This is a genomic window from Sphaerisporangium viridialbum (assembly GCF_049674955.1).
In the GTDB taxonomy this organism is placed as follows: domain Bacteria; phylum Actinomycetota; class Actinomycetes; order Streptosporangiales; family Streptosporangiaceae; genus Sphaerisporangium; species Sphaerisporangium viridialbum.
The window spans coordinates 5,460,258-5,485,942 of record NZ_CP187232.1 but is presented as its reverse complement, the minus strand read 5'-3'; the positions used below and the strand labels follow the sequence as shown (position 1 = coordinate 5,485,942).

24 protein-coding genes are annotated in these 25,685 nt (G+C 70.5%); 17 read left to right on the top strand and 7 right to left on the bottom strand.

Annotated features, from left to right (window positions below; all coding sequences use genetic code 11):
* Positions 1 to 55: 55 nt before the first annotated feature.
* Both ACOZ38_RS24520 and ACOZ38_RS24515 read right to left on the bottom strand, forming a co-directional pair.
* Positions 56 to 1,030, bottom strand: a complete 975-nt coding sequence (locus ACOZ38_RS24520; protein WP_424533512.1) for a phosphotransferase family protein — start codon at positions 1,028 to 1,030, stop codon at positions 56 to 58.
* A 40-nt stretch (positions 1,031 to 1,070) separates the two neighbouring features.
* Complete coding sequence (locus tag ACOZ38_RS24515) at positions 1,071 to 1,301, bottom strand: ATP-binding protein (RefSeq protein WP_424533511.1); 231 nt, start codon at positions 1,299 to 1,301, stop codon at positions 1,071 to 1,073.
* Between ACOZ38_RS24515 and ACOZ38_RS24510 the strand changes: the two genes are divergently transcribed.
* From ACOZ38_RS24510 to ACOZ38_RS24480, 7 genes are all read left to right on the top strand, one after another.
* Positions 1,294 to 1,479 (top strand): hypothetical protein, encoded by a 186-nt coding sequence (locus tag ACOZ38_RS24510; protein WP_424533510.1) that lies wholly within the window; start codon positions 1,294 to 1,296, stop codon positions 1,477 to 1,479. The two genes, ACOZ38_RS24515 and ACOZ38_RS24510, sit on opposite strands and share 8 nt — an antisense overlap.
* Positions 1,480 to 2,337: 858 nt before the next feature.
* Positions 2,338 to 3,666, top strand: coding sequence for an SWIM zinc finger family protein (locus ACOZ38_RS24505; protein WP_424533509.1), 1,329 nt, complete (start codon positions 2,338 to 2,340; stop codon positions 3,664 to 3,666).
* Complete coding sequence (locus tag ACOZ38_RS24500; protein WP_424533508.1) at positions 3,663 to 6,872, top strand: DUF6493 family protein; 3,210 nt, start codon at positions 3,663 to 3,665, stop codon at positions 6,870 to 6,872. The genes ACOZ38_RS24505 and ACOZ38_RS24500 overlap by 4 nt, the downstream gene beginning before the upstream one ends.
* Positions 6,869 to 8,932, top strand: a complete 2,064-nt coding sequence (locus ACOZ38_RS24495) for a hypothetical protein (protein ID WP_424533507.1) — start codon at positions 6,869 to 6,871, stop codon at positions 8,930 to 8,932. Before ACOZ38_RS24500 ends, ACOZ38_RS24495 begins: the two co-directional genes overlap by 4 nt.
* Positions 8,881 to 9,672, top strand: a complete 792-nt coding sequence (locus tag ACOZ38_RS24490; RefSeq protein WP_424533506.1) for a hypothetical protein — start codon at positions 8,881 to 8,883, stop codon at positions 9,670 to 9,672. The genes ACOZ38_RS24495 and ACOZ38_RS24490 overlap by 52 nt, the downstream gene beginning before the upstream one ends.
* 312 nt (positions 9,673 to 9,984) lie before the next feature.
* On the top strand, positions 9,985 to 10,323 hold the full coding sequence (locus ACOZ38_RS24485; protein WP_424533505.1) for a dihydrofolate reductase family protein: 339 nt from the start codon (positions 9,985 to 9,987) through the stop codon (positions 10,321 to 10,323).
* A gap of 21 nt (positions 10,324 to 10,344) precedes the next feature.
* Positions 10,345 to 10,560: a dihydrofolate reductase family protein gene (locus ACOZ38_RS24480; RefSeq protein ID WP_424537079.1), complete on the top strand. Its 216-nt coding sequence runs from the start codon at positions 10,345 to 10,347 to the stop codon at positions 10,558 to 10,560.
* Between the two features lie 13 nt (positions 10,561 to 10,573).
* Here ACOZ38_RS24480 and ACOZ38_RS24475 read toward each other — a convergent pair whose 3' ends face one another.
* The 4 genes from ACOZ38_RS24475 to ACOZ38_RS24460 all read right to left on the bottom strand — a co-directional run bounded on the left by ACOZ38_RS24475 (position 10,574) and on the right by ACOZ38_RS24460 (position 14,130).
* On the bottom strand, positions 10,574 to 10,888 hold the full coding sequence (locus ACOZ38_RS24475) for a hypothetical protein (RefSeq protein ID WP_424533504.1): 315 nt from the start codon (positions 10,886 to 10,888) through the stop codon (positions 10,574 to 10,576).
* Positions 10,889 to 11,071: 183 nt separating this feature from the next.
* Positions 11,072 to 11,437, bottom strand: coding sequence for a hypothetical protein (locus tag ACOZ38_RS24470; protein WP_424533503.1), 366 nt, complete (start codon positions 11,435 to 11,437; stop codon positions 11,072 to 11,074).
* A gap of 393 nt (positions 11,438 to 11,830) precedes the next feature.
* Positions 11,831 to 13,423, bottom strand: a complete 1,593-nt coding sequence (locus ACOZ38_RS24465) for an MFS transporter (protein ID WP_424533502.1) — start codon at positions 13,421 to 13,423, stop codon at positions 11,831 to 11,833.
* Between the two features lie 71 nt (positions 13,424 to 13,494).
* Positions 13,495 to 14,130, bottom strand: coding sequence for a class I SAM-dependent methyltransferase (locus ACOZ38_RS24460; protein ID WP_424533501.1), 636 nt, complete (start codon positions 14,128 to 14,130; stop codon positions 13,495 to 13,497).
* Between the two features lie 201 nt (positions 14,131 to 14,331).
* Here ACOZ38_RS24460 and ACOZ38_RS24455 point away from each other — a divergent pair, with 201 nt between their 5' ends.
* The 3 genes from ACOZ38_RS24455 to ACOZ38_RS24445 all read left to right on the top strand — a co-directional run bounded on the left by ACOZ38_RS24455 (position 14,332) and on the right by ACOZ38_RS24445 (position 16,870).
* Positions 14,332 to 14,928 carry a helix-turn-helix domain-containing protein gene (locus tag ACOZ38_RS24455; protein ID WP_424533500.1) on the top strand — a complete coding sequence of 199 codons (597 nt, stop codon included), beginning with the start codon at positions 14,332 to 14,334 and terminating at the stop codon, positions 14,926 to 14,928.
* Positions 14,929 to 15,200: 272 nt separating this feature from the next.
* The gene (locus tag ACOZ38_RS24450) at positions 15,201 to 15,611 is read left to right on the top strand and encodes a CBS domain-containing protein (RefSeq protein WP_405150524.1); all 411 of its coding nucleotides are present in this window, start codon (positions 15,201 to 15,203) and stop codon (positions 15,609 to 15,611) included.
* 377 nt (positions 15,612 to 15,988) lie between these two features.
* On the top strand, positions 15,989 to 16,870 hold the full coding sequence (locus ACOZ38_RS24445; RefSeq protein WP_424533499.1) for a DMT family transporter: 882 nt from the start codon (positions 15,989 to 15,991) through the stop codon (positions 16,868 to 16,870).
* 50 nt (positions 16,871 to 16,920) lie between these two features.
* On the opposite strand, the gene ACOZ38_RS24440 is transcribed toward ACOZ38_RS24445, so the two are convergent.
* Positions 16,921 to 18,060: an MGDG synthase family glycosyltransferase gene (locus ACOZ38_RS24440; protein WP_424533498.1), complete on the bottom strand. Its 1,140-nt coding sequence runs from the start codon at positions 18,058 to 18,060 to the stop codon at positions 16,921 to 16,923.
* Between the two features lie 26 nt (positions 18,061 to 18,086).
* On the opposite strand from ACOZ38_RS24440, the gene ACOZ38_RS24435 reads away from it, so the two are divergent.
* The 7 genes from ACOZ38_RS24435 to hpnH all read left to right on the top strand — a co-directional run bounded on the left by ACOZ38_RS24435 (position 18,087) and on the right by hpnH (position 25,680).
* On the top strand, positions 18,087 to 18,863 hold the full coding sequence (locus tag ACOZ38_RS24435) for a polysaccharide deacetylase family protein (RefSeq protein WP_424533497.1): 777 nt from the start codon (positions 18,087 to 18,089) through the stop codon (positions 18,861 to 18,863).
* Positions 18,864 to 19,064: 201 nt separating this feature from the next.
* A complete protein-coding gene (hpnC, locus tag ACOZ38_RS24430) occupies positions 19,065 to 19,916 on the top strand; it encodes a squalene synthase HpnC (RefSeq protein ID WP_424533496.1) in 852 nt (283 codons plus the stop codon).
* Positions 19,913 to 20,770 (top strand): presqualene diphosphate synthase HpnD, encoded by an 858-nt coding sequence (hpnD, locus tag ACOZ38_RS24425; protein ID WP_424533495.1) that lies wholly within the window; start codon positions 19,913 to 19,915, stop codon positions 20,768 to 20,770. Before hpnC ends, hpnD begins: the two co-directional genes overlap by 4 nt.
* Positions 20,719 to 22,149, top strand: coding sequence for a hydroxysqualene dehydroxylase HpnE (gene hpnE, locus ACOZ38_RS24420; protein WP_424533494.1), 1,431 nt, complete (start codon positions 20,719 to 20,721; stop codon positions 22,147 to 22,149). Before hpnD ends, hpnE begins: the two co-directional genes overlap by 52 nt.
* A complete protein-coding gene (gene shc / locus ACOZ38_RS24415) occupies positions 22,146 to 24,053 on the top strand; it encodes a squalene--hopene cyclase (RefSeq protein WP_424533493.1) in 1,908 nt (635 codons plus the stop codon). Before hpnE ends, shc begins: the two co-directional genes overlap by 4 nt.
* A complete protein-coding gene (locus tag ACOZ38_RS24410; protein ID WP_424533492.1) occupies positions 24,050 to 24,679 on the top strand; it encodes a hypothetical protein in 630 nt (209 codons plus the stop codon). The genes shc and ACOZ38_RS24410 overlap by 4 nt, the downstream gene beginning before the upstream one ends.
* Complete coding sequence (gene hpnH / locus ACOZ38_RS24405) at positions 24,676 to 25,680, top strand: adenosyl-hopene transferase HpnH (protein ID WP_424533491.1); 1,005 nt, start codon at positions 24,676 to 24,678, stop codon at positions 25,678 to 25,680. The genes ACOZ38_RS24410 and hpnH overlap by 4 nt, the downstream gene beginning before the upstream one ends.
* The last annotated feature ends 5 nt before the right edge of the window (positions 25,681 to 25,685 follow it).

Here is a 25,685-nt window from a genome sequence, read left to right as displayed (position 1 = left end):
CATGGTTGTCTGGGCTGGCCGTTCCGCACGTTCTCGGCTGTGATGAGACCGGTCGTTATCGGCTCCAGCGGTGTTGAAGCCATCTGATTGTTGTTTTTCGGGACTCCTCGCGCCTTCGCCGTAGATGAGGTGCGTGTGCAGGGCCAGGCAGTGTTGCTGTGTGGGTCCAGTAGCTTGCCAGAGCGGTAAGGAACGCATCGACGGCCTGCGTTTCGGCGGTGCGGCCGAGCGGATGGCCGAGGAACAATCCCTGGGGGTCGAGATCGCCCAGGTTGGACTGCAGAAGCAGGCAGACGAGGTCGACCCAGGCAGGGCCGGTGCATGCTCGGCCCCAGTCGACCAGCAGCGCGGTGCCATCCTCGCCGATCATGCAGTTGTCGAAGCGCAGGTCGAAGTGGAGCAGGGTGTCACCTTTGACCATGTCGGCCCAGTCAGCTTCGATCCTGGCCAGTCTGTCCAGGTGTTGCCGCTCCCAGTCATCGAGGTCGTCGATGGTCAATGTGTCCAGGGCTTCGCCGCGTTCCAGCGCTCGCCAGGTCTGGCAGCGTCCTGCCATCCGGTCGGTCACCGTAGGCAGGCCGGTGATCGGGGTGGGCGTCAGCGCGTGTGCGGAGGCAGTCAGTGCCCGTAGCACCATGGCCAGTTCGCCGGGGTGCCATGGCTCATGTGGCATCTGGCCGGGTGCGACGTCGAAGCACAAAAGGATCCATCCGGCCTGCTCGACGACGAACCGTAACCGGGGACTTGGAATCTCCGGGGGCAGTCGCGATCCGATGTGCGCCTCAGTGCGGTAGTCCTCAGCATGAAGATCGTCGGCCGGGGCCGCCTTGACGAAGACCTGGTCACCATCGGATAGGAGCAATACGCCAAGTACGCCCCCGGAGAAGCCGCCGGGTCGGGGGGTGAAGCCCACCACAGGCGCGCTGAGACGGTGCGCCACCTGCTCACGCAGCTTCTGCGGCAGTGCCTGCCACGTCCGCCACAAAGTGGTCTGTGGCGCGTCTTCATCACCTGTGAGGTTGTCGCCCATGGCATAAGCGAATCAGAAGCCCTGTGTGAGCGTGGAGAGATCATCCTGCGATGTGCTGCTCGACACGGGCTTGGGTCAGGGCGAGGTGGTAAGACTCGGTGCCGGTTTCGATGATGTTGCCGCCGTAGGTGAGCCGATCGACGATGGCGGCGCAGAGGCGAGGGTCGGTGAAGGTCTTGGTCCAGCCGCCGAAGCTCTCGTTGGAGGCGATGGCGACGCGGGCCTTCTCTTCGCGTTCGGGGAGGACCTGGAAGAGCAGTCCGTTGGCCAACCAAGGGGAGAGCGGCTACGAGGTCGACTTCTACGATCGCCGCGAGGTCGACGATGATGACCTCCTCGAGGAGGCGGACGAACTGGCCATGCTCGCCGACCGCCTCAAGGCCTTGGGGGAGATGCTCCGCGACCACGTCCAAGGTGGCGCTGTCAGCGCCAGCGGTGCTCTTGTCTAGCTGTGTGTTGCCTCCGTCGCCTCGCCCGGCCAGACGGTAAGTTACTCCTGAGTGCAGGTGCGACCTGCGGTTTCCTCGCGCTGGGTATGGCCTTAAGCATGGACGAAAGCCAGCAGCGGCAGGTTGGCCGACACTCCGGACACCGAGCTGCTGCGCGAGCGCTTGACCGCCGCCGGCCCGCTGCTCCCCGACGTCCACGAGTGGCCTACGCCCGCACCGCCGATCGGGTCAACGCCATGTGGACGCTCGGTGATCCGCTGCAACGGTTGCGGTATTGACCGAAGCCGTGGGCTGCGAGGGAATCATGGTTTACCGTGCCCTTACGGCTGACGCTCCAGCCCACCCCGAGTCGCTTCCGCTCACCCGGGAAGCGGCGCTGACGGGGAAGTGTCGTTCGACGGCGAGCGGCATCCCACTCCTTGATCTTCGATGCGTCCCTCGTTGCGCCCCAGGGCTCGACCCGACAGCAGAAGACGGCTCCCCAGGGGCTGCGGCCGCCGACGACGACATCTTCGCAATGACCCCCAGTGCTCTGTACCGGCCGGGCCAACTGCCAGGCGGCCACGCCGTCCCCGAGCCGAACCCTGTGGGTGCCAGAAAGTCAGCCACCCTACGCGGCCTGCGTATACTCACGGATCAGTCCACCGAGGCGATCGCGGCGGGTGACCTTGATATCGGCTGCGACTGGGGCTGGCAGGGCTCGTAGCGGAGCAGCCTGGTCCAGGGATCGGTGCCGCGTGAACACTTCGCCCTGGGCCGCGTGAAGAAAGACGAACTCGACACCCGGATCGCCGCCGCCAACGACGCCGTGACCTGGGGCGTGTTCATTTGTCGGTGGGGCGATCTAATGTCCCGGCCATGACTTCAGCGACGCAGGCGTACACGTACGCCGCGCCCTCCTCCCTTGTCGACGGTCGTCTCGGACTGGCGACCTCCGGCGGGCGGGCCCTGTCCGGCCCGGCCGTGGCCCCCCGGTTCTTCAGCGGCGTGGTGACCCAGGCGGCCTCCGCCGCGGCGGGCCTGCTCGGCGTCGCCGATGTGGCGCTGGCCCACTACCACCAGCCGCAGGCGCGACCCGGCTGGGTGCGGGATCCGGTGGTGACGTGCAACGGAGACCGGTTGCGGTTCGAGTCGTTCTCGGCCTGTGGCGGCGTGTATGCCCGGCTTGATCTGCTGAACGGCACGCTCGACGGCGAGGTGTTCGACCGGGGCACCACCAACGTCGACGTGAACGCGCCGCTCCGGGAGGCGCTGGCGCGCATCGGCGCGCGTGACCCGTTGCACCTGGGGGTAGGCCTCGACGAGCTGGTCGTGACCACGATGGACGGCGCGGTGGTGGAGAAGAAGGTGCCGCTGCCCGAGCGCTGGTTACGCGGATTCGCCGAGGTGCAGGTCATCGCCTCGGGCATGGACCAGCGCGGTGAGCTGACCGGCATGGCGGCGGTGCGGTTCCTGCGCGGGCTGCCCAAGAAGGGCACGGTGTGGGTGGCGCAGGCGGGGCGTGAGCTGAAGGTCTCCGACCGTCAGGTTCCGGGCTCGGTCCAGCTCGCCGGCCCCAACCGGCTCGGCACCCTCCTGCCACTGCTGCGCTTCGCGAAGTCCCTCCGGGTGTACGGCCCGGCCGACGCCGCCTCCAGCGCCTGGGAGCTGGAGCTTCCCGGCATGCGCTACACGCTCACCCTCTCGCCCGAGCGGTGGCGCGGCTTCTCCGGCGAGGGCGCGGTGCTCGACGACCTGGCCACCGACGAGGCCGAGAACGACGCCGACGTAGTGGGCATGCTGCTCAACTTCGAGCCCGAGGTCGAGATCGGCCTGCTAGCCGACCGCGCGGGTATCCCCGCCGACCGGGTGCGGGCCGCGCTGACGCAGCTCGGCGTCGCCGGCCGGGTCGGCTACGACCTGTCGGAGGCCGCCCACTTCCACCGTGAGCTGCCCTATGACAAGGACAACGTGATCCTGCTCAACCCGCGGCTGGCCAAGGCGCGCAAGCTCGTCGACGCGGGCGCCGTGCACCTCGAAGGCGAGCTGGCCACCGTCCACACCTCGGGCGGCGCGCGCCGGGTCTCGCTGGCCGACGACTCCTGCACCTGCGAGTGGTGGTGGGACCATCGCGGCTCCCGTGGGCCGTGCAAACACGTCCTGGCCGCCCGCATCGTCGCCCGCGCCGCCGTGGCGGTCTCCCGATGACCCTCTGGACGGAGATCTGCGACCTGGTCACCCGCAACCAGGTCACCCGCCTGGCCGACCGGCTGGTCACGCTCACCGAGGAGGAGCGCGCCGAGCTGGGCGGGCGGTTGCCCGGCCTCGTCAAGGAGCTGCGCCGCGCCCGCACCGAGCAGGTGCGAGCCCAGCATCCCGACGACTTCGAGGAGATGGCCTCCTGGGAGGTCGGCGACCTGCTCGACGAACTGGCCAACGGGCTGCTGCTGACCGGTGTCGGCGTCATCACCGGCCCGGCGGCCGCCGTGACGTGGATGACCGCCCGCGACGTCAACCGCCGCTGGGCCGAGGACCCCAACGTCGCCCAGGTGTGCCGGGTGGCGGCCACCCGCCCCTGGGAGTGGCGTCGCGATGTCGCGGTCCGGCTGGCCCAGCGGGTGCGCCGTCCCGCCGACCGCATCGCGCCGCTGGCCGTGGCGCTGCTGCGTGAGTCCGGCGCCGTGCCGCCCGACCACGACCCGCTGGTGGCCGCCTGGCTGGCCGCGCCGAGCGTGGCCGATGACCAACTGACCCCCGTGCTGCTGCCTCGTGTCTTCGACGCCGACGGCGCGGGCCGTGCCCTCCGTGACGAGCGGCTGGAGCCCCAGCCAACCCGCTGGCTGGCCGCCGCCGCCCGCGACCTGCCCAAGGAGCAGGTGCTCGACGGTTGCGTGAGCCGTTTCCTGCGCGGCGGCGAGGCGCAGGACCTGCGGTTCTTCGTCCGGCTGCACATGCTCCTCGACCCCACACCCGCGGAGTCCGCGCCCCGCCTGCGCGACTACCTGCGGTTGTTGCCGTCGGCTCCGGGCACGGTCGCCGAGCTGGCCGCCGGGCAGGTGCGCGGGGCGATGCCGCTCGACCACGCCGACCTGGTCGAGGCGGTCGACGCGCTCACCTTCCGGGACGAGGCCAAGCTCGCCGCCACGGGCCTGCGCTGGCTCGACCAGGCGATCCGGGCCACGCCCGAGGCGGCCGCCGATTTCGTGACCGCGCTGACCACGGCGTACGCGCACAAGTCCTTCGACGTGCGCAACCGCGCGGCCGAGCTGACCCTGAAATACGCCGACCTGTTCGCCGACCACACCGGGGCGATCCTCGACGGCGTCGGCCACCTCCCCGCCGGCCTGGGCGCGAAGCTGGCCGAGCAGTTCGGCGGGGAGACCCCGGTCGAGGAACCGCTGGAGCAGAAGGAGTTCCCGCCGCTGCCCGAGCTGCCGGAGCCGCTGCGGTTCCCCGAGCCGTCGATCTCCCCCAACTACCACGAGCGTTGGATCGGCCAGGAGCGCTGGCTGGCGGCCTTCGTCGCCGGGATCGCCGACGACCGGGCGAAACTGCGCCGCAAGCTCAAGCCCCACGTCGAGCAGGACCAGGGTTACTGGCGGTCCAGGGAGGTGCGCCTCGACCCCGACGACTGGCAGTCGGCGCTGTCCGCCGAGCTCGTCACTCCCGGGAGTGTGCCGGAGCTGCCGCCGATCGAACCGGAGAAGTTCTGGGACGGCGCGAACCACTCCGTGGGAGTACGCGCCCTCACCCGTGGCGAGGAGCCCGACCCGGAGCCGAGGCCCCGGCGGATCATGGTGGGCGGCGCCTACCGGCCTGGCCGCTACCTCGACGACGACACCCCGCTGCGCGCCTTCTTCATCACCTGGACCAGCGACGACGGCCCGGACGGGGCGGTGGCACACGAGGGCGACCGGCAGATCCCCTTCGCCAGGGGCCGGATCCACCTGTACGGCTTCCCCACCGACGTCGAGCAGCCAAGGTATTTCGGCGCCGACGACGAGGACGTGGAGATCTACGACGACAGACTGCCGGATCGCCTCCGTCCGGTGCGGACGAGGCCTGGCGTCTTGTACGACGACTCCGTGGAGGCCATGCCGTCCTTCATCCTCGACCGCGCCTACGAGCGTATGGCCGAGCTCGGCGTGGACCCCGCCCGGATCGCGGCGATGCGGGCAGAGGAGCAGGTGCCCCCGCCGAGCCCGGGCGAGCCGCTCGTGCAGGTGACCGTCGTCTTCGTCCCGCCCCGGCTGCGTTCCTTCATGCCCGAGGAGTTGCCCGAGCATGACGAGTGGCGGCGGCGCAACCAGCTGCCCCACCCCAATCGCGTCTCCCCGCCCCACGATTTCCTGCTGCACCGCTACGCGGAACTCGCCGAGGCCCTCCGAAACGGCACCCTGCCGCCTGTGCTGCTGGCCACGCCGACCTGGATGAGCGGCCACCTCGACCCCGACGTGCTGGTCGACCGGCTGGAGACCTGCGCCGCCGCCGGGGTGGAGCCGCCCCCGGCCGACCTGGCGCAGGCGCTGCTGCGGTTGCCCCGGGGCAGCCACCAGACTGCGGCCGACCGGACCGCCAAGGTCGACTCGGAGGCGGCGCGCTCGGCCGCCCGCTGGCTCGCCGGTGACGGCATGGCCGACCCCGAGTGCGGCCACGTGTGGCGCCACATGGTGGACGCGTCCATGGTCGAGTTCGGCGACGGCGAACCGGAGCACTTCACCGAGGTCGGGCTGCAGCCGGTGTTGCGGGTGACGGCCCCGACCGGCCATCGGCTGATCGACGAGGTGCTGCTGCGTCAGCCGTTCGATTGGACGGTCGACGAGTCCGGCAGCACGCTCCGGGCGTGGCCCGCCATGCTGCCCTCGCACCGCGAGGTCGTGGCCGTCAACTTCCTGCCCCTCCTGCTGCGCGGCCGCTGGGGCGCGTGGGTGACGCCGACGGAGATCACCGGCCTGGAGATCTCCCAGGGCCCGATGGGCGAGTCCACGGCGGTGATCCTCGCCTTTCTCCTGGCCGACAGCGTGCCCGGCATGATCCCGCTGGTCCTGAGCATGGCCGCCAGGGGCGAGCTGCCCGCCGAGGCGATCGGCCGCCAGCTCGCGCTGGTGCTGCGCCGCACCTGGCGGGAGACCCGCCCCGCCATCGCGGCCCTGACCGAGCTGGCCCACGCCGGCGGCCACCACGAGGTGTGGCGCATCCTGCGCGCCCTGCTGCCCGGGATGCTGCCGGGCGAGGGGCAGCGCATCACCGTGACCCACGCCGAACTCGTCGCCTTCGCCGGCGACGTGGCACGCTGGACCGGCGCGCACGGGGAGATCCCGGTTGTCGCCGAGTTCGCGCGCAGCCGCCGGACGATCCGCTTCGTCCACGAGTGCAAGCGCCTTCACGCCCAGCTCACCGGAGCCACGTCATGACCTCTGACGACATCCGTACCGAGATCAGGAATCTCGTGCTCAACCGCGACGCCGAGGGCCTGGCGTTGCGGTTGCCCAAGCTCACCGACGCCGAGCGGGCCACCGTCGCCGCCGGGTTGCCGGGCCTGCTCGCCGAGCTCCGCGAGAGCCTGCTGCCGGCCACCACCGTCGACGGGAACGCCTTCGGCTGGACCGCCGACGACCCGGTCACCGGCCGGTCCGAGGTGCTGATGATGGTGGGCGCGGCGACCATCCCCGGCCCGGCCGGGGTGGTCACCTGGCTGATGAAGCGCGACCTCAATCCCCGCTGGACCGGCGCGCCGAGCCCGCACCGGCTGGTGAAGGCGGTCTCCGGTCGCCCGGTGGCCTGGCGTGCCGATCTGGCGGTACGGCTCGCGCGCCGCATCCGCCGTCCCGACGACCGGATCGTGCCGCTGGCCTTGGAACTGCTGCGCGACGGCGAGGCCACCCCACCCGACCACGAGCCGCTGGTGGCGGCCTGGTTGTCGGCCGTGGGGGTGGCCAAGGACCCGCTCACGCCCCACCTGCTTCCGAAGATCTTCGAGGCGGCCGGCGCGGGCCGGGCGCTGGTCAACGAGACGCTCACCCCGAAGCCGTCCCGCTGGCTGGCCCTGGCCGTCCGCACGCTGCCGCGCGAGCAGATCATCACCGGCTGCGTGAGCCGTTTCCTGCTCGGCGGCGACGCGCGGGACCTGCGTTTCTTCGTCCGGCTGCACACGCTCGTGGCGCCCACGCGAGAGGAGTCGGCCGGGCGGCTGCGCGACTACCTGCGTCTGCTGCCCGCCGCGCCGGGCCCGGTAGCCGAGCTGGCCTGGCAGCAGGTGCGCCAGGCGCGGCTCGACCCGGCGGACGTCGCCGAGGCCATCGAGGCGATGACCTTCCGCCAAGAGGCCAAGCTCGCCGTGAAGGGCCTGACCTGGCTCGACCGCGACCTCGCCACCACACCGGAACGTGTGGCCGACCACGTCACCGCGCTGACCAACGCGTACGCGCACGCCTCTCACGAGGTGCGCGACCGCGCGGTCACCCTCACCCTCAAGCACGCCGACCACCTCACCGACCACGCCCCGATCCTGGAGGCGGCCGAACTGCTGCCCCCGGCCTCAGCGCGGCAGCTCTTCGAGCGCTTCACCGAAGGCTGGACCAGCGACTTCACCCCCGGCCGCCTACCCGAGGCCACCATCCCCGGCCCGTTCCCCACCTCCGGCCTGGAGAGCGGCCCGCCGGAGGAGATCGGCTGGATCGACGTCGAGGCGTGGCTGGCGGCGGTCACGCGGGAGGCACATACGAACCCGGACTCCCTGAAGGAAACGCTGGCCCGGCGGTTCGGCGAACACCTGCGGCCGGTGCTCTACGACGCGCCGACGTGGCAGTCCCCGCGTGACTGGTGCACCGCGCTGGCCAGGGAACTCGTCAACCCCGGCGAAGATCCGGGGCCGCCCATGTCCCGTCCGCCGAGGCAGCGCCCGTCGTACCGGAAGACGATCTCCGAGGAGCAGCGGGCCGACGCGGAGCAGGCCTTCCCCGGCCTGTCCGGCGACCTCGGGCAGGCCCTGTACGACGGCATGGTGAACGTCGCGGCCACGGCCCTCCAGCTGTTCCCCGGCCTCCGCACGGTCGTCCCGCTCCACGAGATGCCCGACTACGTACAGGAGGAGATCCTGCGGACGATCGACGTCCAGACCGACCTCTACGACCCGAAGGCGCGACCTGCGCCCGCCCCCACGCCTTCCTCCTGTCCCGCCTCGACGAACTCCTGCGCGCGGCGAAGGCCGGAGCCCTGCCCCCGGTACTGCTGGCCACCCCCACCCGCGCCGACGGCCACCTCGACCCCGAGACCTTGCTCGACCGCCTGGCCGTGTGCGCGGAATCCGGCTGCGAACCGCTCCCGCTTGACCTGGAACAGGCCCTGTTACGGCTCCCGCCCAGTCCCGCCCCCGACCTGGCCGAACGCGCGAAGGGCATCGGCTCGGCGGCCGCTGCGGTGGTGGCCCGCTGGTTCGAGCGCGGCGCGCCCCCACCCCCGGAGGTGGAGCTGACCTGGACCCTCGACCTCGGCTCCCGCGTCGTGCCCTACGACGACCACGTCCTCGACCAGCGCGGCATCGCCAACGTGAGCTGGCAACCCGTGGAGCCCACCGGTCTCGCCCACCTCGACGCCCTGCTGACCGCGCCTGGGATGCGCCCGTTCCGGCGCGTGTCACGTCACTTCTGGCCCGGCATGACGCCCCACCACCGAGAGCTCGCGGCGGCCCATCTGGCGATCGGCCTGATCGACCGTTTCGACCCGCCCGACATCGCGATCGACGACCTCCGCAACCTGACCCTGGCCGAAGGCGCGTCCGGCCCGGCGACGGCCCTGGTCCTGGCCTACTTCCTTACCCTGGAGGGCGACGACGCGGTGCCCCCACTGCTTCAGCTGGCGGCCAAGGGCGCGCTCCCCGCCGCCGAGACGGGCCGCCTGCTGGGCCTGTTCGGCCGCCGCACCCGCTACGAGGTCGACCCCGCGTTGCCCTCACTGGAGCTGGCCGCCAAGCAGGGCGCGCACGCGGAGGTATGGACGATCTTGCGCCACTTCCTGGCCGCCTTCCTCCCGAGGGAGGGCGAGCGGGCCCAGCCTCTGCACACCGACGCCGTCGTGCTGGCCACCGACATCGCCACGTGGGTCGGCGCGCGGGGCGAGATCCCCGAGGTGGCCGCCCACACGAAGAAGCGCGGTTCGACCTCGCTGATCCGGGCCTGCCGGAGCCTCCACCAGTTCCTGACCCGGGAGGCCTGATCGGCTCAGCGGCGGCGGAAGGGGGCGACGGCCTGACGGACCTGGTCGGCCGCGCCCCGGTCGTCGTCGCCGTGGGCCACGATGCTGAGGAGTTCGCGCAGGTGGAGGATGGGCATGCGGTCCTGCCAGCCGTGTGCCGTGCCAAAACTCGCGCACCGGCTCCACCCTGGTGTTTCACTAAGCCGTGTCTTGAAAGCTCGCCGCCCTTCGTGATGATGGGGCGGGGAGATCTGAGGGGATCCCGCGAGCCGTGATGAGTCCTGCGGCGTCCGGCGGTCGTACTGTCGAACCGGTTACCGAGGAGGACTTCTGGTGCGCAGCGTGACCTATTCGATGAGCGTCTCACTTGACGGCTACGTCGTCGGGCCGGACGGCGGCTTCGACTGGACGGCACCCGACGAGGACGTCTTTCGCTTCAACACCGACCAGATACAAGAAGTCGGCGTCCACCTGTTGGGACGACGGCTGTACGAGACGATGCTGTACTGGGAGACCGCCGACCAGGATCCATCGCTCGACGACTCAAGGCTCGTGTGGGGCGCGATCTGGAAGTCGCTCCCGAAGGTGGTGTTCTCCACCACTCTGTCGGCGGTGCAGGGCAATGCGCGCCTGGCCTCTAGCGGCCTGGTGGAGGAGATCGAGCGGTTGTGAGCCGAGCCGGGGGAGGGCGACATCGCGATCGGCGGCGCGACTCTCGCCGCCGAGGCCGCCGCGTTGGGTCTGATCGACGAGTACCGGGCCAGGGTCTACCCGGTGCTGGTTGGCGGTGGCATTCCATTCTTTCCCCAGCGCGAGCGCCGGGTGGATCTCGAACTCGTCGAGACCCGCACCTTCAGCTCAAGAGTCGTCTACCTCCGCTACCGCGTGGCGCGCCAGGCCGTGTCTTAAGAACGCTGCCGCCTCAGCTTGTTGGCCTGGGGCGGCTCCGGCCCTTGAGCCACGAGACGATCTCGTGCGCGATTTCGCTGATGTCGTCGTCCATGGTGACATCGTGCTCGCGGCTACGGGTCTCACGGCGGACTACTTCGTAGCCCTCGCCCGTGTCGAGGACGACCCCTGAGACGTACCAAGCGGGGTCGTCCTCGTCGGGCTGGATGACGACCAACTTGTTGTCGCTGTCGTTCAGGTCGTTGATCAACATGTAGATGGCGTCTTCGGACGGGTCGTCGATATGGTCACCGTTCTCGCTGTCGGCACGGTGGTAGGTGGCGGCCACGTAACCTCCGAAAGACCCGCTGAACCGCCGCCGGCGGCACCGACCAGATGTATTCCGGCACGAACCCCAGCCACGGCAAGGTGCACGGCCATGGGTCACGCGCGAAAGGTGTCGCCGCAAGCCGCATGACCGGGAAACATGCTCTCCATCTCGGAGGCTCGACGCCAGGCGCAGAGCAAAGATCTATCCGTGCAGCGGAACGTACGGCTCCCACAGGGCAGCGAGCGCCGCCACGGCCGTGAGGGCCGTGAGCTGCATGATCACGATGCCATTGCGTCGGCGCCGCCAGGCAATGACCGCACTGACGATCAGGACCAAGGCCATGACCGCGTAGGAGCCGTACGCGACGGTGGAGCGGAAGGTCATCTCCGCCTGCCACTGCGCGGGAGTGGGGTCTCCGCCCGAGCAGAGCACGGTGGCGCCGTCGCACAGCACGCCGCGGTTGCGTGCCCAGTTGATGGCGAACCCCGTGGCCATCAACAGGGCCAAGTTCATCATCAGCACTGCGACGGCGGCGACGGTGCGCCCGGGTAAGTCGTCCCTCTTCACGGGCTGAAGCCTAAAGGTCGCGCGGGCCCGACGGGCCAGCCTGCGTATCCATGATCAAGTCCGGATCCATGGAGTTCGAAGACACCTTCTCTCACCCATGAGGTGGTGAGACGGGGAGGGTGGCCGCGGTCATCATCGGCGCGTCCGCCGGTTGGGTTGGAGCGCGATCTGCGCCTTGCTGCAGGAACCGCCACTCCCTCGCCCGCACGATCTGCCACGGCCGCAAGTGCGAGCTCTGTCATCACCGCTACGAACGCGGCCTGGAGAACCAGCCGGCGGGTCGACGGTGATCAAGTCGCCGGCCTGGCAGCCCGGGACGTGGCAGATACCGGTGAGGGTGCTGAAATGGATGGCCTTAGCTTGGATGGAGCTCGTCCCGAACGCCGGCCGTAGTCAGCGCAGGTCGGCGACTACATCGCTGGATTCACGGCTGTCGCTACCGGAACTCTGGGTCCGTTGCCGCGGACCTCGCGCGAGAACGTAGACGAACAGGACCGCCATGACTACCGCGCCTGCCCACATGGCCTGCTGCCAGCCGTCGACGAAGGACTCTTGGGCGGCTCGGGTCAGCGCCTGCGCCTGGGGGCCGACCCCGTCGGCGGCCGCGAGGGCGTTGGCGACGCCCTCGCGGGCGGTGTCGGCGGCGTCGTCCGGCACTCCGTCGAGCCGGGAGTCGATGGCGCCGCGGTAGCCGGCGGTCAGGACCGCTCCGAGCAGCGCGACACCGAGCGCGGTGCCGAACTCCCGGGTGACGTCGTTGAGCGCGGACGCGACACCTTGACGCTCACGCGGCAAGGCGGTGGTGATGGCCTCGGTGGAGGGCGTCATCGTCAAACCCATACCGAGTCCCATGGCGAGCATGCCGGGGAGGATCGAGAGGTAGCCGCCGTCGACGGAGACGAAGGTGGCCATGAGGACCAGCCCCGCGCCGCCCAGGAAGATCCCTGAGGCCATCGTCGAGCGGCTGCCGATGCGCGCGGCTACCTGCGGGGCGAGGCCGGAGGCGAACATCATCAGCAGCGCCATCGGCATGAGCGCCAGGGTGGAGCGAAGGCCGGACCAGCCGAGCACCGCCTGGAAGTACGGGAAGAGGACCACGAAGATCCCTGCCTGCACGCCGAAGACCGTCAAGAGCGACACGGAACCGCTCGCGAGACCTCGCTCGCGGAACAGGCGGACGTCGAGGAGTGGAGCCTGTCGGCGCAACTCCCATGCCACGAAGCCGACAGCGGCGATGACGCCGACGAGGAGGCTCAGTAGCGTCGCGGGCGCGGTCCAGCCTCGTTCGGGGCCCTCGTGGAGGAAGAAGACGAGCCCGACCACCGCGACCACGGACGACAGCGAACCGACGGCGTCGAACCCGTGCCCTGACGCCTCACGCGAGCTAGGGATGGATCGCAGCGCCATGACGATGGCGACGACGACGAGCACGACCGGCAGGACGAAGAGCCACCGCCAGCTCGCCAGGTCGACCAGGACGGCCGACAGGTACATCCCCAAGATGCCTCCACCGCCGGCGACGCCGGTCCACACGCCGATCGCCTTGGAGCGCTCCTCGTCCGGGAAGGTCGAGGTGATGACGGCGAGGGTGACCGGCATGATCATCGCTGCGCCTACGCCGCTCAGGAAACGCGCGGCGAGCATGATCTCGGACGACGTGGCGAGGCCGGCCGCCGCACTCGCCATTCCGAAGACGAGCAGGCCTGCGAGCAGCACCGGCCTGCGGCCCCACCGGTCGCCCATGGCGCCGAGCGGCAGGAGCAACGCGGCCAGACTGATGGTGTAGATGTTGATGAACCACAGGACCTCGGTTTGCGAGGCGTCGAACGCGACGGTGAGCTCCGGCTGGGCGACGTTCAGCCCGGACACCGAAGCGATGACCGCCATGAGCGCGATGCAGACCCCGACCAAGATCGTACGTCGTTGTCGTGGGTCTTGGATGGTCGGGTCGGGGGCTCCCGCGTCTGGGGACCGGTTCGTACTCATGGGATTCCTTTCAAGAAGGCAAGGAGAATCGGCGCCGGCGCAACGGGCTCTGGCGCTGTCGGATGGTGTGATCACCGGCGTCGGGTGGCGCGCACGACGACATCGTGGAGGGGGGCCGCTCGGCCCCCGTGGCCGGTGAGCGTGCGGAGGTGCTCTTCGGCGGTGACGATCTCCCACTCCATGCCGTCCATGCGCGCGGTGATGGCCGCGGAGGTGGCCGACGCTTCGGCAGGGGGGTGGTGCCCGTGGCCGGTAGAGCCCGGGGTGTGCAGGTGCCCCACGATGAGCAGCGTGCCGCCGGGAGCCACCCATCCGGCGATGCGGTCGTAGAACTCCAGCTGGGGCATCGCCGGGTGGGCGTAGTGGGTCATGACCAGGTCGAACTGCGCGCCCGGGCTCCAGACGCTCAGATCCGCCTCAACCCACTGCAAGCGCTCGGGGGCCCCGCTCGTCGCCGCGCGCTCGGCAGCGCGGCCAAGGGCCTCGGACGAGATGTCGGCTGCGGTGACGTGCCAGCCGTGGGAGGCAAGCCAGATCGCCTCGGCACCGCCGCCGCACCCCGCATCCAGTGCCGTGCCCGGTGTCAGGCCGCTGGTCTCACGAGCGAGGTACGGGTTCGGCGGGTTGCCGCCCATGGATCCGGGGTCCCCAGCTCGCCCCTGTTGCCAGTGCCGCTCCCAGTAGTCCTTGTCGAATCCGTGCGTCATAGGTCGTCCTCCTCGTTCGCGATGATCGCTCCGCCGTAGCCGGTGACCTCGTCGCGGCCACGTGCCAGCAGCTCCGCCGGGCTCACCCGCGCCGGCAGATCGTGCACCCCCCTATGCGGGTGCGTTCCTCGGTTCGTTCTTTATGGTGCTGATAGAGAAGGCGGATGTGCAAACGTTGTTGCCGAATGGCAAAATGGCGGGATGGATGAAGCCATTGACCGCACTCTTGACGCTGTCGGACCGAGGTTGAAACGCCTTCGGCTGCATCGAGACGTCACGCTCGCCGACCTCGCGGAGGAGACCGGCATCTCCACCAGCACCTTGTCCCGGCTCGAGGCGGGCCTGCGACGTCCCACGCTCGAGCAGCTGCTTCCGCTCGCTCGCGCCCACGGGGTCACACTCGACGAGCTCGTCGATGCGCCGCCGACCGGCGACCCCCGCATCAATCTGCGTCCCATCCCCTGCGGCGACGGCTCGGTCATCCTGCCGCTGACCCGTAGGCCCGGAGGAATCCAGGCCTACAAGTTCGTCCTCCCGACCGGAGGCGACGACGCAGAACCCGACCTGCGCACCCACGAGGGCTACGACTGGGTCTATGTCCTCAACGGAACGCTCCGCCTTGTACTCGGGGAACACGACCTCATCCTCAAGCCCGGGGAGGCCGCGGAGTTCGACACGCGCACCCCGCACTGGTTCGGGGCCACCAGCGCTGGTCCCGTCGAGTACCTGAGTCTCATCGGGAAGCAAGGCGAACGCGCGCACGTCCGTGCGGCACCGAGACATGGCCTGGCCGTGTAAGAAAGGTCATGGGACCTCACGATCCTGGGCACCGCCCGCTCTGCCTTGAGAGGTCGACGCGAGCTGGGCCGGAGCCGTCCGGCGCGAACCGTTCGATTCTTGGCAACTCGGCGAATGGGAGCGGCGACGTGGATCCGGTGATCGTCGAACAGCTCGGCCGTGATCATCCGCTTGCTCGAAATATCCAGGTCAAGGATGCCTCGAACGAGTTTCAATCCTTGCGGACAGAGCAGGGGAACCGGCGAACGGGCCTCATAGGATGAATATTTACCATGACTACAGCACGTGATTTCATGCACCCGGGCTGTGAGTGCTTGGGGATCAACGAGAACCTCACCGACGCGTCCCGGCGGATGGCCGAACTGAAGGTCGGTGCCTTACCGATCTGCGGCGAGGACAACCGGCTCAAGGGGATCATCACCGACCGCGACATCGTGGTGAAGTGCATCGCCAAGGGCAAGAACCCAGCCGAAGTCAAGGCCGGCGACCTCATCGAACAAGCCCATGTGTGGTGTATCGATGTCGACGCGGACATCGACGAGGTACTGCACCAGATGGCCGAGCACAAGATCCGTCGCTTGCCTGTGCTGGAGAACAAGGAACTGGTCGGCATCATCAGCCAGGCCGATCTCGCGACGCAGCTGCTCGAGTTGGTGGAAGCCATCTCCGGTTCCTCCCAGTGAAAGACGCGGCAACGACCCACCAGCTACCACGAGCACAACGGAAGGGAGGTGAGACCGGCCGTCGAGGAACCGGCCGGCGAATCGGAAACGCAGGGCGAGGGGAAGTCCACCGGGTCAAGGCCGACCGAACTCGACGGGATCCTGCCAGCAAGGGCAGGACCCCGTCCCGCGTCGGGGCTGGGGAGCGAAAACGACCTGTGCGAAAGCGCGCGCGAGGATACAGCGACCAACCCGCTCGGCGTTCGGGTAGGAGTTGACCGGGTGCTGTTCAGCGGAAGCTTGCCGGAGGAAGCCACTCGAGCCCCGGGTGCTGATGATGGGAAGCCCTGCTGTTCCAGCGCCGTTCCTGGACCGGGAGCCGGAGAGGGGCGCAACCAGTGGTCATCGCGGTATCCCTGGGCGCGGCGTGCCTTCTCGGTCTGGGCTACGTCGCCCAGCAGCACGCGGCGTATCGCGAGCCGCTTGGGGAGATGCTGCGCCCGCGCCTGCTGCTGGACCTCGTCCGCACGCCACTGTGGCTGGCCGGGATCGGCCTGATGCTGTGCGGTCAGATCCTCGGCGCGGTCGCGCTGCGGGTAGAGGGGCTGGCACAGGTGGAGCCCCTTCTCGCGACGAACCTGCTGTTCGCCTTGACCGCCGCGCACGTGATCTACCAGGAACGTTTCGGTCTCATGGAATGTATGGGCGCGGTGCTGGTGAGCGGAGGAGTGGCGCTCTTCCTGTTCTCCGGGCAACCGTACGGAGGGCATCTGCCTCATCCGAGTTCCATGCGGTGGCTCGCGGTGCTCGTGGCGGTCGTGGTCGCCGCGGGGTTCGTCCTGTTCGGACTCCGGCGTTCTCTCCCGAGCAAGGCGATGTCGCTGGCGTCCGCCGCCGGAGTCTTGTACGGACTTCAGGATGTGCTCACCCGCAGTTCACTGCTCACGATGCGCGAGGGACTGCACGCCGTCGTCGCGACCTGGCAACCGTACGTCCTGCCCTGTGTCGCCGTGGTGGGGCTGTTCCTCAACCAGAGCGCGTTCGACGCCGCACCGCTTCGGATCTCGCTGCCGGCCACCACCGCCGCGGAACCGATCACCGGGATCGCGCTGGGCGTCGCGATCTTCGCCGAGCACCTGCGGGTCACCCCGGGGGCGCTCGCGGGGGAGGCGGCCGGCCTGGTCGCGATGGTGACGGGCATCGTCATCCTGGGGCGGTCCCCGTTCTTGGCCAAGTCGGAGCAGGACGTTGTGCGGCACCCTGATGGGGACGGCACGTGATCGCCGTGGGCCCGCGCGTACTGGCGTCGCTCGCCCGGGCATCGGTCTGATCATCTGTGGCGGCTTCCCGCTCGCCCGGTCGCCGGCCCTGCCGGCGCAGGTGGAAGGTCCGCTGGAGCGGACATGAGAGCGGCCACGGCCGGTAGCGAGGTGAACAGAGCCGACGCCCGGGCGATCTGGAGGTCGCGTTGCCGTTCGTCCCGCAGCCGGTCCAGAGCGTCGAGCAGAGCCGCGGCGTCGGGGGCGTGAACGCTGAACCCCGCCCGTGCCATCGCCAGCGCGCCGTCGCGACCGTGACCTGGGATGGGCCGGTAGGAGACGACGGGCAGCCCCGCCGCGAAAGCCTCCACGCAGGTCAGCCCCGCGGCGTTGTCCACCAGCGCGTGAGCCGCCGACATGAGCTCGGGCACGTCGTCCCGCCAGCCGAGCGCCAGCACCGTCCCACCACCGCCCAGACGGTTCCGGAGCCGGGCATTGTGCCCGCACAGGACGACCGGCCTGTAGCGGCCGGAACTCACTAAAATGCGCGCGGTCTCCCGCACGGCACCCACTCCCCACGATCCCGCGGAGACCAGGACCAGCAGGTCACCGGGGTGGGCGCCGATCCGGGCCCGTGTCCTCGCGCACTCGGCGACACGTGGCCGGAACCTCGGTCGTACGACGGGGGCCGTGCACAAGGCCGGCCGTCCGGTCATGGCGGTGATCTGCCCGGTCATGGCGGGGTTCGGGCAGAGGTAGCGATCATTGCCCGGATGCAGCCACAGGCGGTGCACAGCGAAGTCGGTCACCAGCACCGTGCTCCGCGCCCGGATTCGGCCGCGCCGTCTGAGCCACCCGGTCACCTGGGCGGCCAGGTGGAAGGTCGAGACGACCTCGTCGGGCCGGTGGCGGCGCGCCAGACGGCCAAGGGGAGCCGCCGCCAGCAGCGTCAGCGGCGATGTCGACGGCGCTCGTTTGGCGACGAAGAAGAGCTGGTAGGTGGCCTCATAGAGCCACGGCGCGTGCCTGATCACCCATTGGTACCCCGAGCGCAGCATCGGGCCGAGCCGGAGCGGGAGCAACTGGAGGACATCGATGATCTCGGCCTCGGCGCCATCGGCGACCAGCCGCCGGGCCAGCTCGGCGGCGACCCTGTCATGGCCGGCGCCCATGCCCGCGCTCAGGATCAGCACGCGCCGGCCCGCCGTCACCAGCGGTCTCCGTCGGGCCTGAGACGATGCGACCCGCCGCGCTGCCGACGGCCCTGGTGGGGCTGGCACTGCTGCACACCGCCCCTGCGGGGACCTGGCTGCCCGCCGTACGGCGCCGGCTGCCCGGCCTGGCGGGCGTGGGAAGCGCCGATCACGTGGCGCTGACCTTCGACGACGGACCCGACCCCTGTTCCACCCCGCGCTTCCTCGACGAGCTCGAACGGCTCGGGTGCCGGGCCACGTTCTTCGTTCTCGGTGAGATGCTCGAACGCCACCCCGAGCTTGGGCAGCGCATCGTCGCGGACGGGCACGAGATGGCCGTGCACGGCTGGCGGCACGTCAACGCCCTGGTGATGTGCCCGGGCCGTGTCACCAACGAGATCGGCCGGGCGTCCGCCCTCGTGCGCGCGGTCACCGGCGCGCACCCGGCGTGGTACCGGCCGCCGTACGGCGTGCTGAGCGCCGAGACGCTGGTCGCCGCCCCCGCGCGAGGGCTGCGCCCGGTGCTGTGGACCGCGTGGGGCAAGGACTGGACCGCCACCGCGAGCCCGGCCTCGGTGCTGGCGGCCATGGCGCCCGGACTGCGCGGCGGCGCGACCCTGCTGCTCCACGACTCCGACCACACCTCGGCCCCCGGCTCCTGGCGATCGGGGCTCGGCGCTCTGCCCGCGCTGGTGGACCGTTGCCGTTCCATGGGACTGCGCGTCGGGCCGTTGCGTGACCATGGCGTCACAGGGACGGCCGCCAGGGGCCGTCGTGACCCGGGAACGCTGCGACAGGCTGACCACGGCGCTCCTCCTTGATACGGCTCGAAATCACCCATCTCCGCCGGCCCGTGCCGTCAAACCGCCGTTCGGCCTCATGGACACGAAGACGTTGGCCGGTCGTCGCGGGTGACGTAGAAGGCTCCGGGCGGTATAAATTCCCCGCCAACGCGGTGCAATGAATGCCGTCGGACGGCGCCTTTCTTGTTTGCGACATGGGCCGATGGAAATCGCATAGGAATGTCATCGCGGCAGGATTTCGGGAACGACGTCATATCGAAGGCCGGTCGCGAGAATTTCCCGGTGGCCCTACGGGTGCTGCCGCGCCGGCAACGCGAGCATCTTTGGGCGGCGTACGGGTTCGCGCGATTCGTGGACGACATCGGCGACGAGGCCGAGCCGGAAGACCGGCCGCGGCTGCTCGACGCCGTCGAATCCGACCTGCTTCGCCTGTACGCCGGGTCGGCTCCGCGTCTGCCGGCCGTCGGGGCGCTCGTGCGGAGCGTCGAGGCGTGCGCGATCCCGGCCGAGCCGTTCCACCGGCTGGTGGAGGCCAACCGGCGCGACCAGACGGTCACCCGTTACGGCACCTTCGACGATCTGCTCGGCTACTGCGAGCTCTCGGCGAACCCCGTCGGGCACATCGTGCTGCACATCTTCGGCGTGGCGGTTCCCCAGCGGCTCGTGCTGTCGGACCGGGTGTGCTCCGCGTTGCAGATCATCGAACACTGCCAGGACGTCGGTGCGGACTACCGGCGGGGCCGTGTCTACCTACCGGGGAAGGACCTGCGCGAATTCGGCTGCGAGGAGGGCGACCTGGCCGGTCGCGTCACCTCGGCGGGGCTGCGCCGCGCGGTGGCCCTGCAGGTCTCGCGAGCCGCGCGGCTGCTGGACGACGGCCGTCCGCTCGTCGCCTCGCTGACCGGGTACGCCCGCATGGCGGTCGCGGGCTACATCGCGGGAGGCCACGCCACCGTGACCGCGATGGAGCGGTCCGCTCATGACGTGCTCGGGCGTATCGTCCGCCCCCGCCGTGGCCGATGGCTGGCCGCCTGGCTCCAGGTTCTCACCGCAAGGCAGGTGACCCGGTGACCGCCTCTCACGCGTACCGGCGCTGCGAGCGGATCGTCCGTGTCCGGGCGCGCAACTTCTCCTATGGCATCCGGCTGCTGCCCGCCCCCAAGCGCCGGGCGCTCAGTGCCGTGTACGCCTTCGCCCGCCGGATCGACGACATCGGCGACATGGACGGGCCCGCCGACCAGCGGCTGGCCCGCCTGTCCGACGCGCGTGCCGCGCTTCGCGCGGGACATCCCGATCACGACGATCTCGTCATGGTCGCCCTCATCGACGCGGCGCGGCGCTATCCGATCCCGCTCCTCGCCTTCGAGGAGCTGATCGACGGGTGCGTCGCGGACGTGCGCGGTGCGACGTACGAGAGCTTCGACGACCTGCTGGCGTACTGCCGGTGCGTCGCCGGATCGGTCGGGCGCCTTTCACTCGGCGTCTTCGGAGCCCAGGACCGTAGGACCGCGGCGCCGCTGGCCGACGCCCTGGGAGTGGCGCTACAGATCACCAACATCCTTCGCGACGTGCGCGAGGACCGGCTGGCCGGACGCGTCTACCTGCCGTCGGAGGACCTGGAACGGTTCGGATGCACACTGGACGTCGACACCAGCGGCAGGTTCACCGATCCACCGCACCGTCTCGTCAGGCTCGTCCGGTTCGAGGCCGACCGGGCGCGTGAATGGTACGGGCGGGGTGCAGAGCTGCTGCCCATGCTCGACCGGCGCAGCGCGGCGTGCACCGCGGCGATGGCCGGCATCTACCGGTCCCTGCTCGACCGCATCGCCGCCCACCCCGTCCAGGCGCTCAGCGTCAGATCGTCGCTGCCCGCGTGGGAGAAGGCCATGGTGGCGGCGCGCGCGCTGGCGGGAGCCGGAAGCTGAGCGGCTCCCCGGCGGCGCCGGTCGCGATCGTGGGCGGCGGGCTCGCGGGCATCGCCGCCGCCGTCGCCCTTGGAGAGGCCGGGTACGCCACGACGCTGTACGAGGCTCGTCCCCGGCTGGGCGGCGCGACCTACTCGTTCGAGCGCGACGGGCTGGTCGTGGACAACGGCCAGCATGTCTTCCTGCGATGCTGCACTGCTTACCGGGGTCTGCTCGACAGGATCGGCGGCGCCGGGCGGGTGTGCCTCCAGGACCGGTTCGACATGCGGGTCCTCACCCCGGCGGGACGGTCGGGACGCCTGCGCCGGTCCGCGCTGCCCGGGCCGTTCCACCTGATGCCCGCTCTCGCGACCTACTCCCTGCTTCGACCGGCCGATCGGCTACGCGCGGTACGCGCCTCCCTCGCACTTGCCAGGCTGGACCCCGGAGACCCCGCGCTCGACCGGACCGATCTCGGGAGCTGGCTGGCCTCACACGGGCAGCGTGACTCCGCCCGGCGGGCCCTGTGGGAGCTGTTCGCGGTGGCGGCCCTCAACGTCGGCGTCGACGAGGCGGCCCTCGGACCGGCGGTGAAGGTGTTCAGAACCGCCCTGCTCGGCCGGGCCGATGCCGGCGACATCGGCATTCCCGCCGCGCCTCTGGGCGACCTGCACGGGACCGCCGCCCAGGCAGCCATCCGGCGACGCGGCGGTGAGGTGCGCTTGTCGGCGAAGGTCACCGCCATCGAGCCGGGCCCGGCGGTCGTCGTGGACGGCATCCGGATCGCGGCCTCCGCCGTCATCGTGGCGATACCCCACGAACGGGCCGCCAGGCTCGTCCCCCGAGACGCCGCGCCCGACCGGGACCGCTGGAGCGGTCTGGATGCGAGTCCGATCGTCAACGTGCACGCCGTGTACGACCGGCCGGTCACCGATGTGCCGTTCGCGGCCGTCGTGGACTCGCCTGTGCAGTGGGTCTTCGACAAGACCCGCGTCGCGGGGCTGGGCCGGGGCCAGTACCTCGCCGTCTCGGTGTCGGCCGCGGGCCGATGGATCGACATGCCGGCCGAGAAGATCCAGGCCGAGTTCGTCCCCGAACTCCAGCGGCTGTTTCCCTCCCGGGCACGGCTCACCGACTTCTTCGTCACCAGGGAGCGTCGCGCCACCTTCCGCCAGGGCCCCGGAAGCGGCGCGCTTCGCCCCGCGGCGGCCACCCGGTGGCCCTGCCTGTACCTTGCCGGCGCGTGGACCGACACGGGCTGGCCCGACACCATGGAGGGAGCCGTGCGCAGCGGACTCCACGCGGCCCGCCTGGCCGGGCGGCACCTGCGGCAGGAGGCCGCGCGGACGACCGAGCCGGCGCCGGCCGCGCCGGAGACCATGCCGGGACAGCTGACATGACCACACTCGACGCCTCCAGGCCCAAGTCGGCGTCCAGCGCCGATCTGGCCCTCGGCGCGGCGTGTGACCACCTGATCGGCCTGCGCTCTCCGCAGGGATGGTGGAAGGGAGAACTGCAGACGAACGTGACGATGGACGCCGAGGACCTGCTCCTGCGCGAGTTCCTCGGCATCCGGGGCCGGCAGGACACCGCCGAGGCGGCCCGCTGGATCCGATCCGAGCAACACGTGGACGGGACCTGGGCCAACTTCCACGGCGGCCCACCCGACCTGTCCACCACCGTCGAGGCCTATACCGCGCTGCGGCTCGCCGGCGACCCGGCCGATGCCCCGCACATGCGCGCCGCCGCCGCGTTCGTCCGGCAGGCCGGCGGCCTCGAGGCGGCACGGGTCTTCACCCGGATCTGGCTGGCCATGTTCGGTCAGTGGCCGTGGGACGAACTTCCCGTCCTTCCCCCGGAGATGATGTTCCTGCCGTCGTGGTTCCCGCTCAACGTCTACGACTGGGCGTGCTGGGCCCGCCAGACGATCGTCCCGCTCACCGTGGTCAGCGCCCACCGGCCCGTGCGCCCGCTCCCATTCGACCTCGCCGAGCTGCGCACCGGACGAACCATACGCCCGCGTGCAAGCCTTGGGTGGGACGGAGCGTTCCGCGCCCTGGACCGGCTTCTGCACCGCTACGAGCGCAACCCGGTGAAAGGCCCGCGAGACGCGGCGCTCAGGCGCGCCGCCGAGTGGATCGTGGCGCGGCAGGAGGCCGACGGCTCCTGGGGCGGCATCCAGCCGCCATGGGTCTACTCCCTGATAGCGCTCAACCTGTCCGGGTACCACGTCGACCATCCCGTCATGCGCAGGGGAATCCAGGGGCTGGACCGGTTCACGATCCGGGACGACGGAGGCCGCAGGCTGGAGGCCTGCCAGTCACCGGTGTGGGACACCGCGCTGGCGGTCAACGCGCTTCTCGACGCGGGCATCGCCCCCGATCACCCGGCCGTCGCCGAGGCCGCCGACTGGCTGCTCGGCCAGGAGGTCAGGGGGCCGGGCGACTGGGCAGTGCGGCGGCCCTCGCTGCCGCCGGGTGGCTGGGCGTTCGAGTTCGACAACGACGGCTACCCCGACACCGACGACACGGCCGAGGTGATCCTCGCGCTTCGCCGGGCGCACCGCCCCGGCGCGCGGCCGGCGATCGACCGCGCTGTGCGCTGGATGACCGCGATGGCCTCGCGCGACGGCGGTTTCGCCGCCTTCGACGCCGACAACACCCGCGCACTGTGCGCCAAGCTGCCGTTCTGCGATTTCGGCGCGGTCATCGACCCGCCGTCGGCCGACGTCACCGCCCATGTCGTCGAGGCGCTCGCCCACGAACGACCGGCCGGATCGAAGACCCTGCGGCGCGCCGTCGTCTGGCTGCTCAAGGCGCAGGAGGCGAACGGATCGTGGTTCGGCCGCTGGGGCGCCAACCATGTCTACGGCACAGGGGCGGTGGTTCCCGCCCTGGTCGCGGCCGGTGTACGACCGGAGGCGGCCTGCGTACGGCGGGCCGTCGCCTGGCTGCGCGACCAGCAGAACGACGACGGCGGCTGGGGCGAGGACCTGCGTTCCTACACCGACCCTGCCTGGATCGGACGCGGGGAGTCCACGCCGTCGCAAACCTCATGGGCACTGCTGGCCCTGCTCGCCGCCGGGGACCGCTCGGCCGCCGTGGACAGGGGCGTCGGGTGGCTGGTCGAGCACCAGCGCCCGGACGGCACCTGGGACGAGCTCTACTACACCGGAACCGGATTTCCCGGCGACTTCTACATCAACTACCACCTCTATCGCCTCGTTTTCCCGATCAGCGCCCTCGGCCGTTACGTGCGTGCCCGCGCCGCCGACGCGGCCGGGGCACCGCAGGTGCCGTCGTGACCGGCCTGCTGATCTGCACCGCGCTGGGAATCGAGGCGCGGGCCGTCCAGCGCGGCCTCGCCGCCGCGTCCAAGGAGGTCCAGGTGATGCGTACCGGTCCCGGACCGCGCCGGGCCGCCCGCGCGGCGGCCGATCTGCCGGTGTACGGCGCCCTGGCCGTGGTGGGGTTCGGAGGCGCGCTCGACCCGAGTCTGCGCCCGGGGGACGTGCTGGTGGCGAGCGAGGTGCGCTTCGGGGACCGCGTGTTCGCCTGCGCGTCGGCGCCGCCACTGGCCGAGGAACTGGCGCGCGCCGGCCTGCCCGCTCGAACCGGGCGGCTGCTGACCTGCGACCACGTGGTCACCGGGGCCGAGCGCGCCCGCCTCGCCGCCGGTGGCGCGCATGCCGTGGACATGGAGACCGGGCCGCTGGTGGCCGCCTCCGCCGGTCGCCCGCTGGCGGCGGTACGCGTCATCGTCGACACCCCCGACGCGCCGCTGCTGAGCCTGGCCACCCTACGTGGCGGCGCTTCGGCCCGCCGCGCGCTGCGGCGCATCGGCCCGGTCCTCACGCGCTGGGCCGCAGGCATCGATCCCCGGATGGTGCGGGGGATCCGGTTCTCGGACGGGAAGGAAGTGCTGTTATGACGATTCCGGTTCGCCAGAGCCTGCGCGTCGGCGGCTACGTCCTCTACCAGAGGCTACGGCGACGGGCGAAGTTCCCACTGCTGGTCGAGCTCGAACCGCTGTTCGCCTGCAACCTCAAGTGCGCCGGCTGCGGCAAGATCCAGCACCCCGCCGACGTCCTGAGGCAGCGCATGCCCGTGGACCAGGCCGTGGCCGCCATCGAGGAGAGCGGCGCCCCCATGGTGTCGATCGCGGGCGGCGAGCCGCTCATGCACCCGCAGATCGCGGACATCGTCCGGGAGCTCGTCGCCCGCAAGAAGTACGTCTACCTCTGCACCAACGCCTTGCTGATCCCCAAGAAGATCGACGAATTCACGCCATCACGGTACTTCGCGTGGACGGTGCACATCGACGGGTTGCGCGAGCGCCATGACGCATCCGTGTGCAAGGAAGGCGTGTTCGACGAGGCGGTCGCCGCCGTCCGCGAATGCCGGCGGCGTGGCTTCCGCGTCACCACCAACACCACCTTCTTCAGCACCGACAGCCCGCAGACGGTCATCGACGTGCTCAACTACCTCAACGACGACCTGGCCGTGGACCAGATGATGATCTCTCCCGCGTATGCCTACGAGAAGGCACCGGATCAGGAGCATTTCCTCGGGGTGCGAGAGATACGCGAGTTGTTCCGCCAGGCCTTCGCCGGTGGGAACCGCCGCAGGTGGCGGTTCAACCACTCTCCCCTCTTCCTCGACTTCCTCGAAGGACGGATCGACTTCCCGTGCACGGCCTGGGCGATCCCGTCGTACTCGATGTTCGGATGGCAACGGCCGTGCTACCTGATGGCCGACGGATACGCCCGGACGTACAAGGAACTGGTCGAGGAGACCGAGTGGGACTCCTATGGTCGCGGGCGCGATCCACGGTGCGCCAACTGCATGGCGCACTGCGGATACGAGCCCACCGCCATCTTCGCCACTCTCGGCTCCCTCAAAGAGTCCTTACGAGCGATACGCGACGGCTGACCCTC

Coding starts and splice junctions, on each gene's coding strand:
- ACOZ38_RS24520 (WP_424533512.1), bottom strand. CDS start 1,030: ATGGGCGACAACCTCACAGGTGATGAAGACGCGCCACAGACCACTTTG.
- ACOZ38_RS24505 (WP_424533509.1), top strand. CDS start 2,338: ATGACTTCAGCGACGCAGGCGTACACGTACGCCGCGCCCTCCTCCCTT.
- ACOZ38_RS24500 (WP_424533508.1), top strand. CDS start 3,663: ATGACCCTCTGGACGGAGATCTGCGACCTGGTCACCCGCAACCAGGTC.
- ACOZ38_RS24495 (WP_424533507.1), top strand. CDS start 6,869: ATGACCTCTGACGACATCCGTACCGAGATCAGGAATCTCGTGCTCAAC.
- ACOZ38_RS24465 (WP_424533502.1), bottom strand. CDS start 13,423: ATGAGTACGAACCGGTCCCCAGACGCGGGAGCCCCCGACCCGACCATC.
- ACOZ38_RS24460 (WP_424533501.1), bottom strand. CDS start 14,130: ATGACGCACGGATTCGACAAGGACTACTGGGAGCGGCACTGGCAACAG.
- ACOZ38_RS24455 (WP_424533500.1), top strand. CDS start 14,332: ATGGATGAAGCCATTGACCGCACTCTTGACGCTGTCGGACCGAGGTTG.
- ACOZ38_RS24450 (WP_405150524.1), top strand. CDS start 15,201: ATGACTACAGCACGTGATTTCATGCACCCGGGCTGTGAGTGCTTGGGG.
- ACOZ38_RS24435 (WP_424533497.1), top strand. CDS start 18,087: ATGCGACCCGCCGCGCTGCCGACGGCCCTGGTGGGGCTGGCACTGCTG.
- hpnC (WP_424533496.1), top strand. CDS start 19,065: ATGTCATCGCGGCAGGATTTCGGGAACGACGTCATATCGAAGGCCGGT.
- shc (WP_424533493.1), top strand. CDS start 22,146: ATGACCACACTCGACGCCTCCAGGCCCAAGTCGGCGTCCAGCGCCGAT.
- hpnH (WP_424533491.1), top strand. CDS start 24,676: ATGACGATTCCGGTTCGCCAGAGCCTGCGCGTCGGCGGCTACGTCCTC.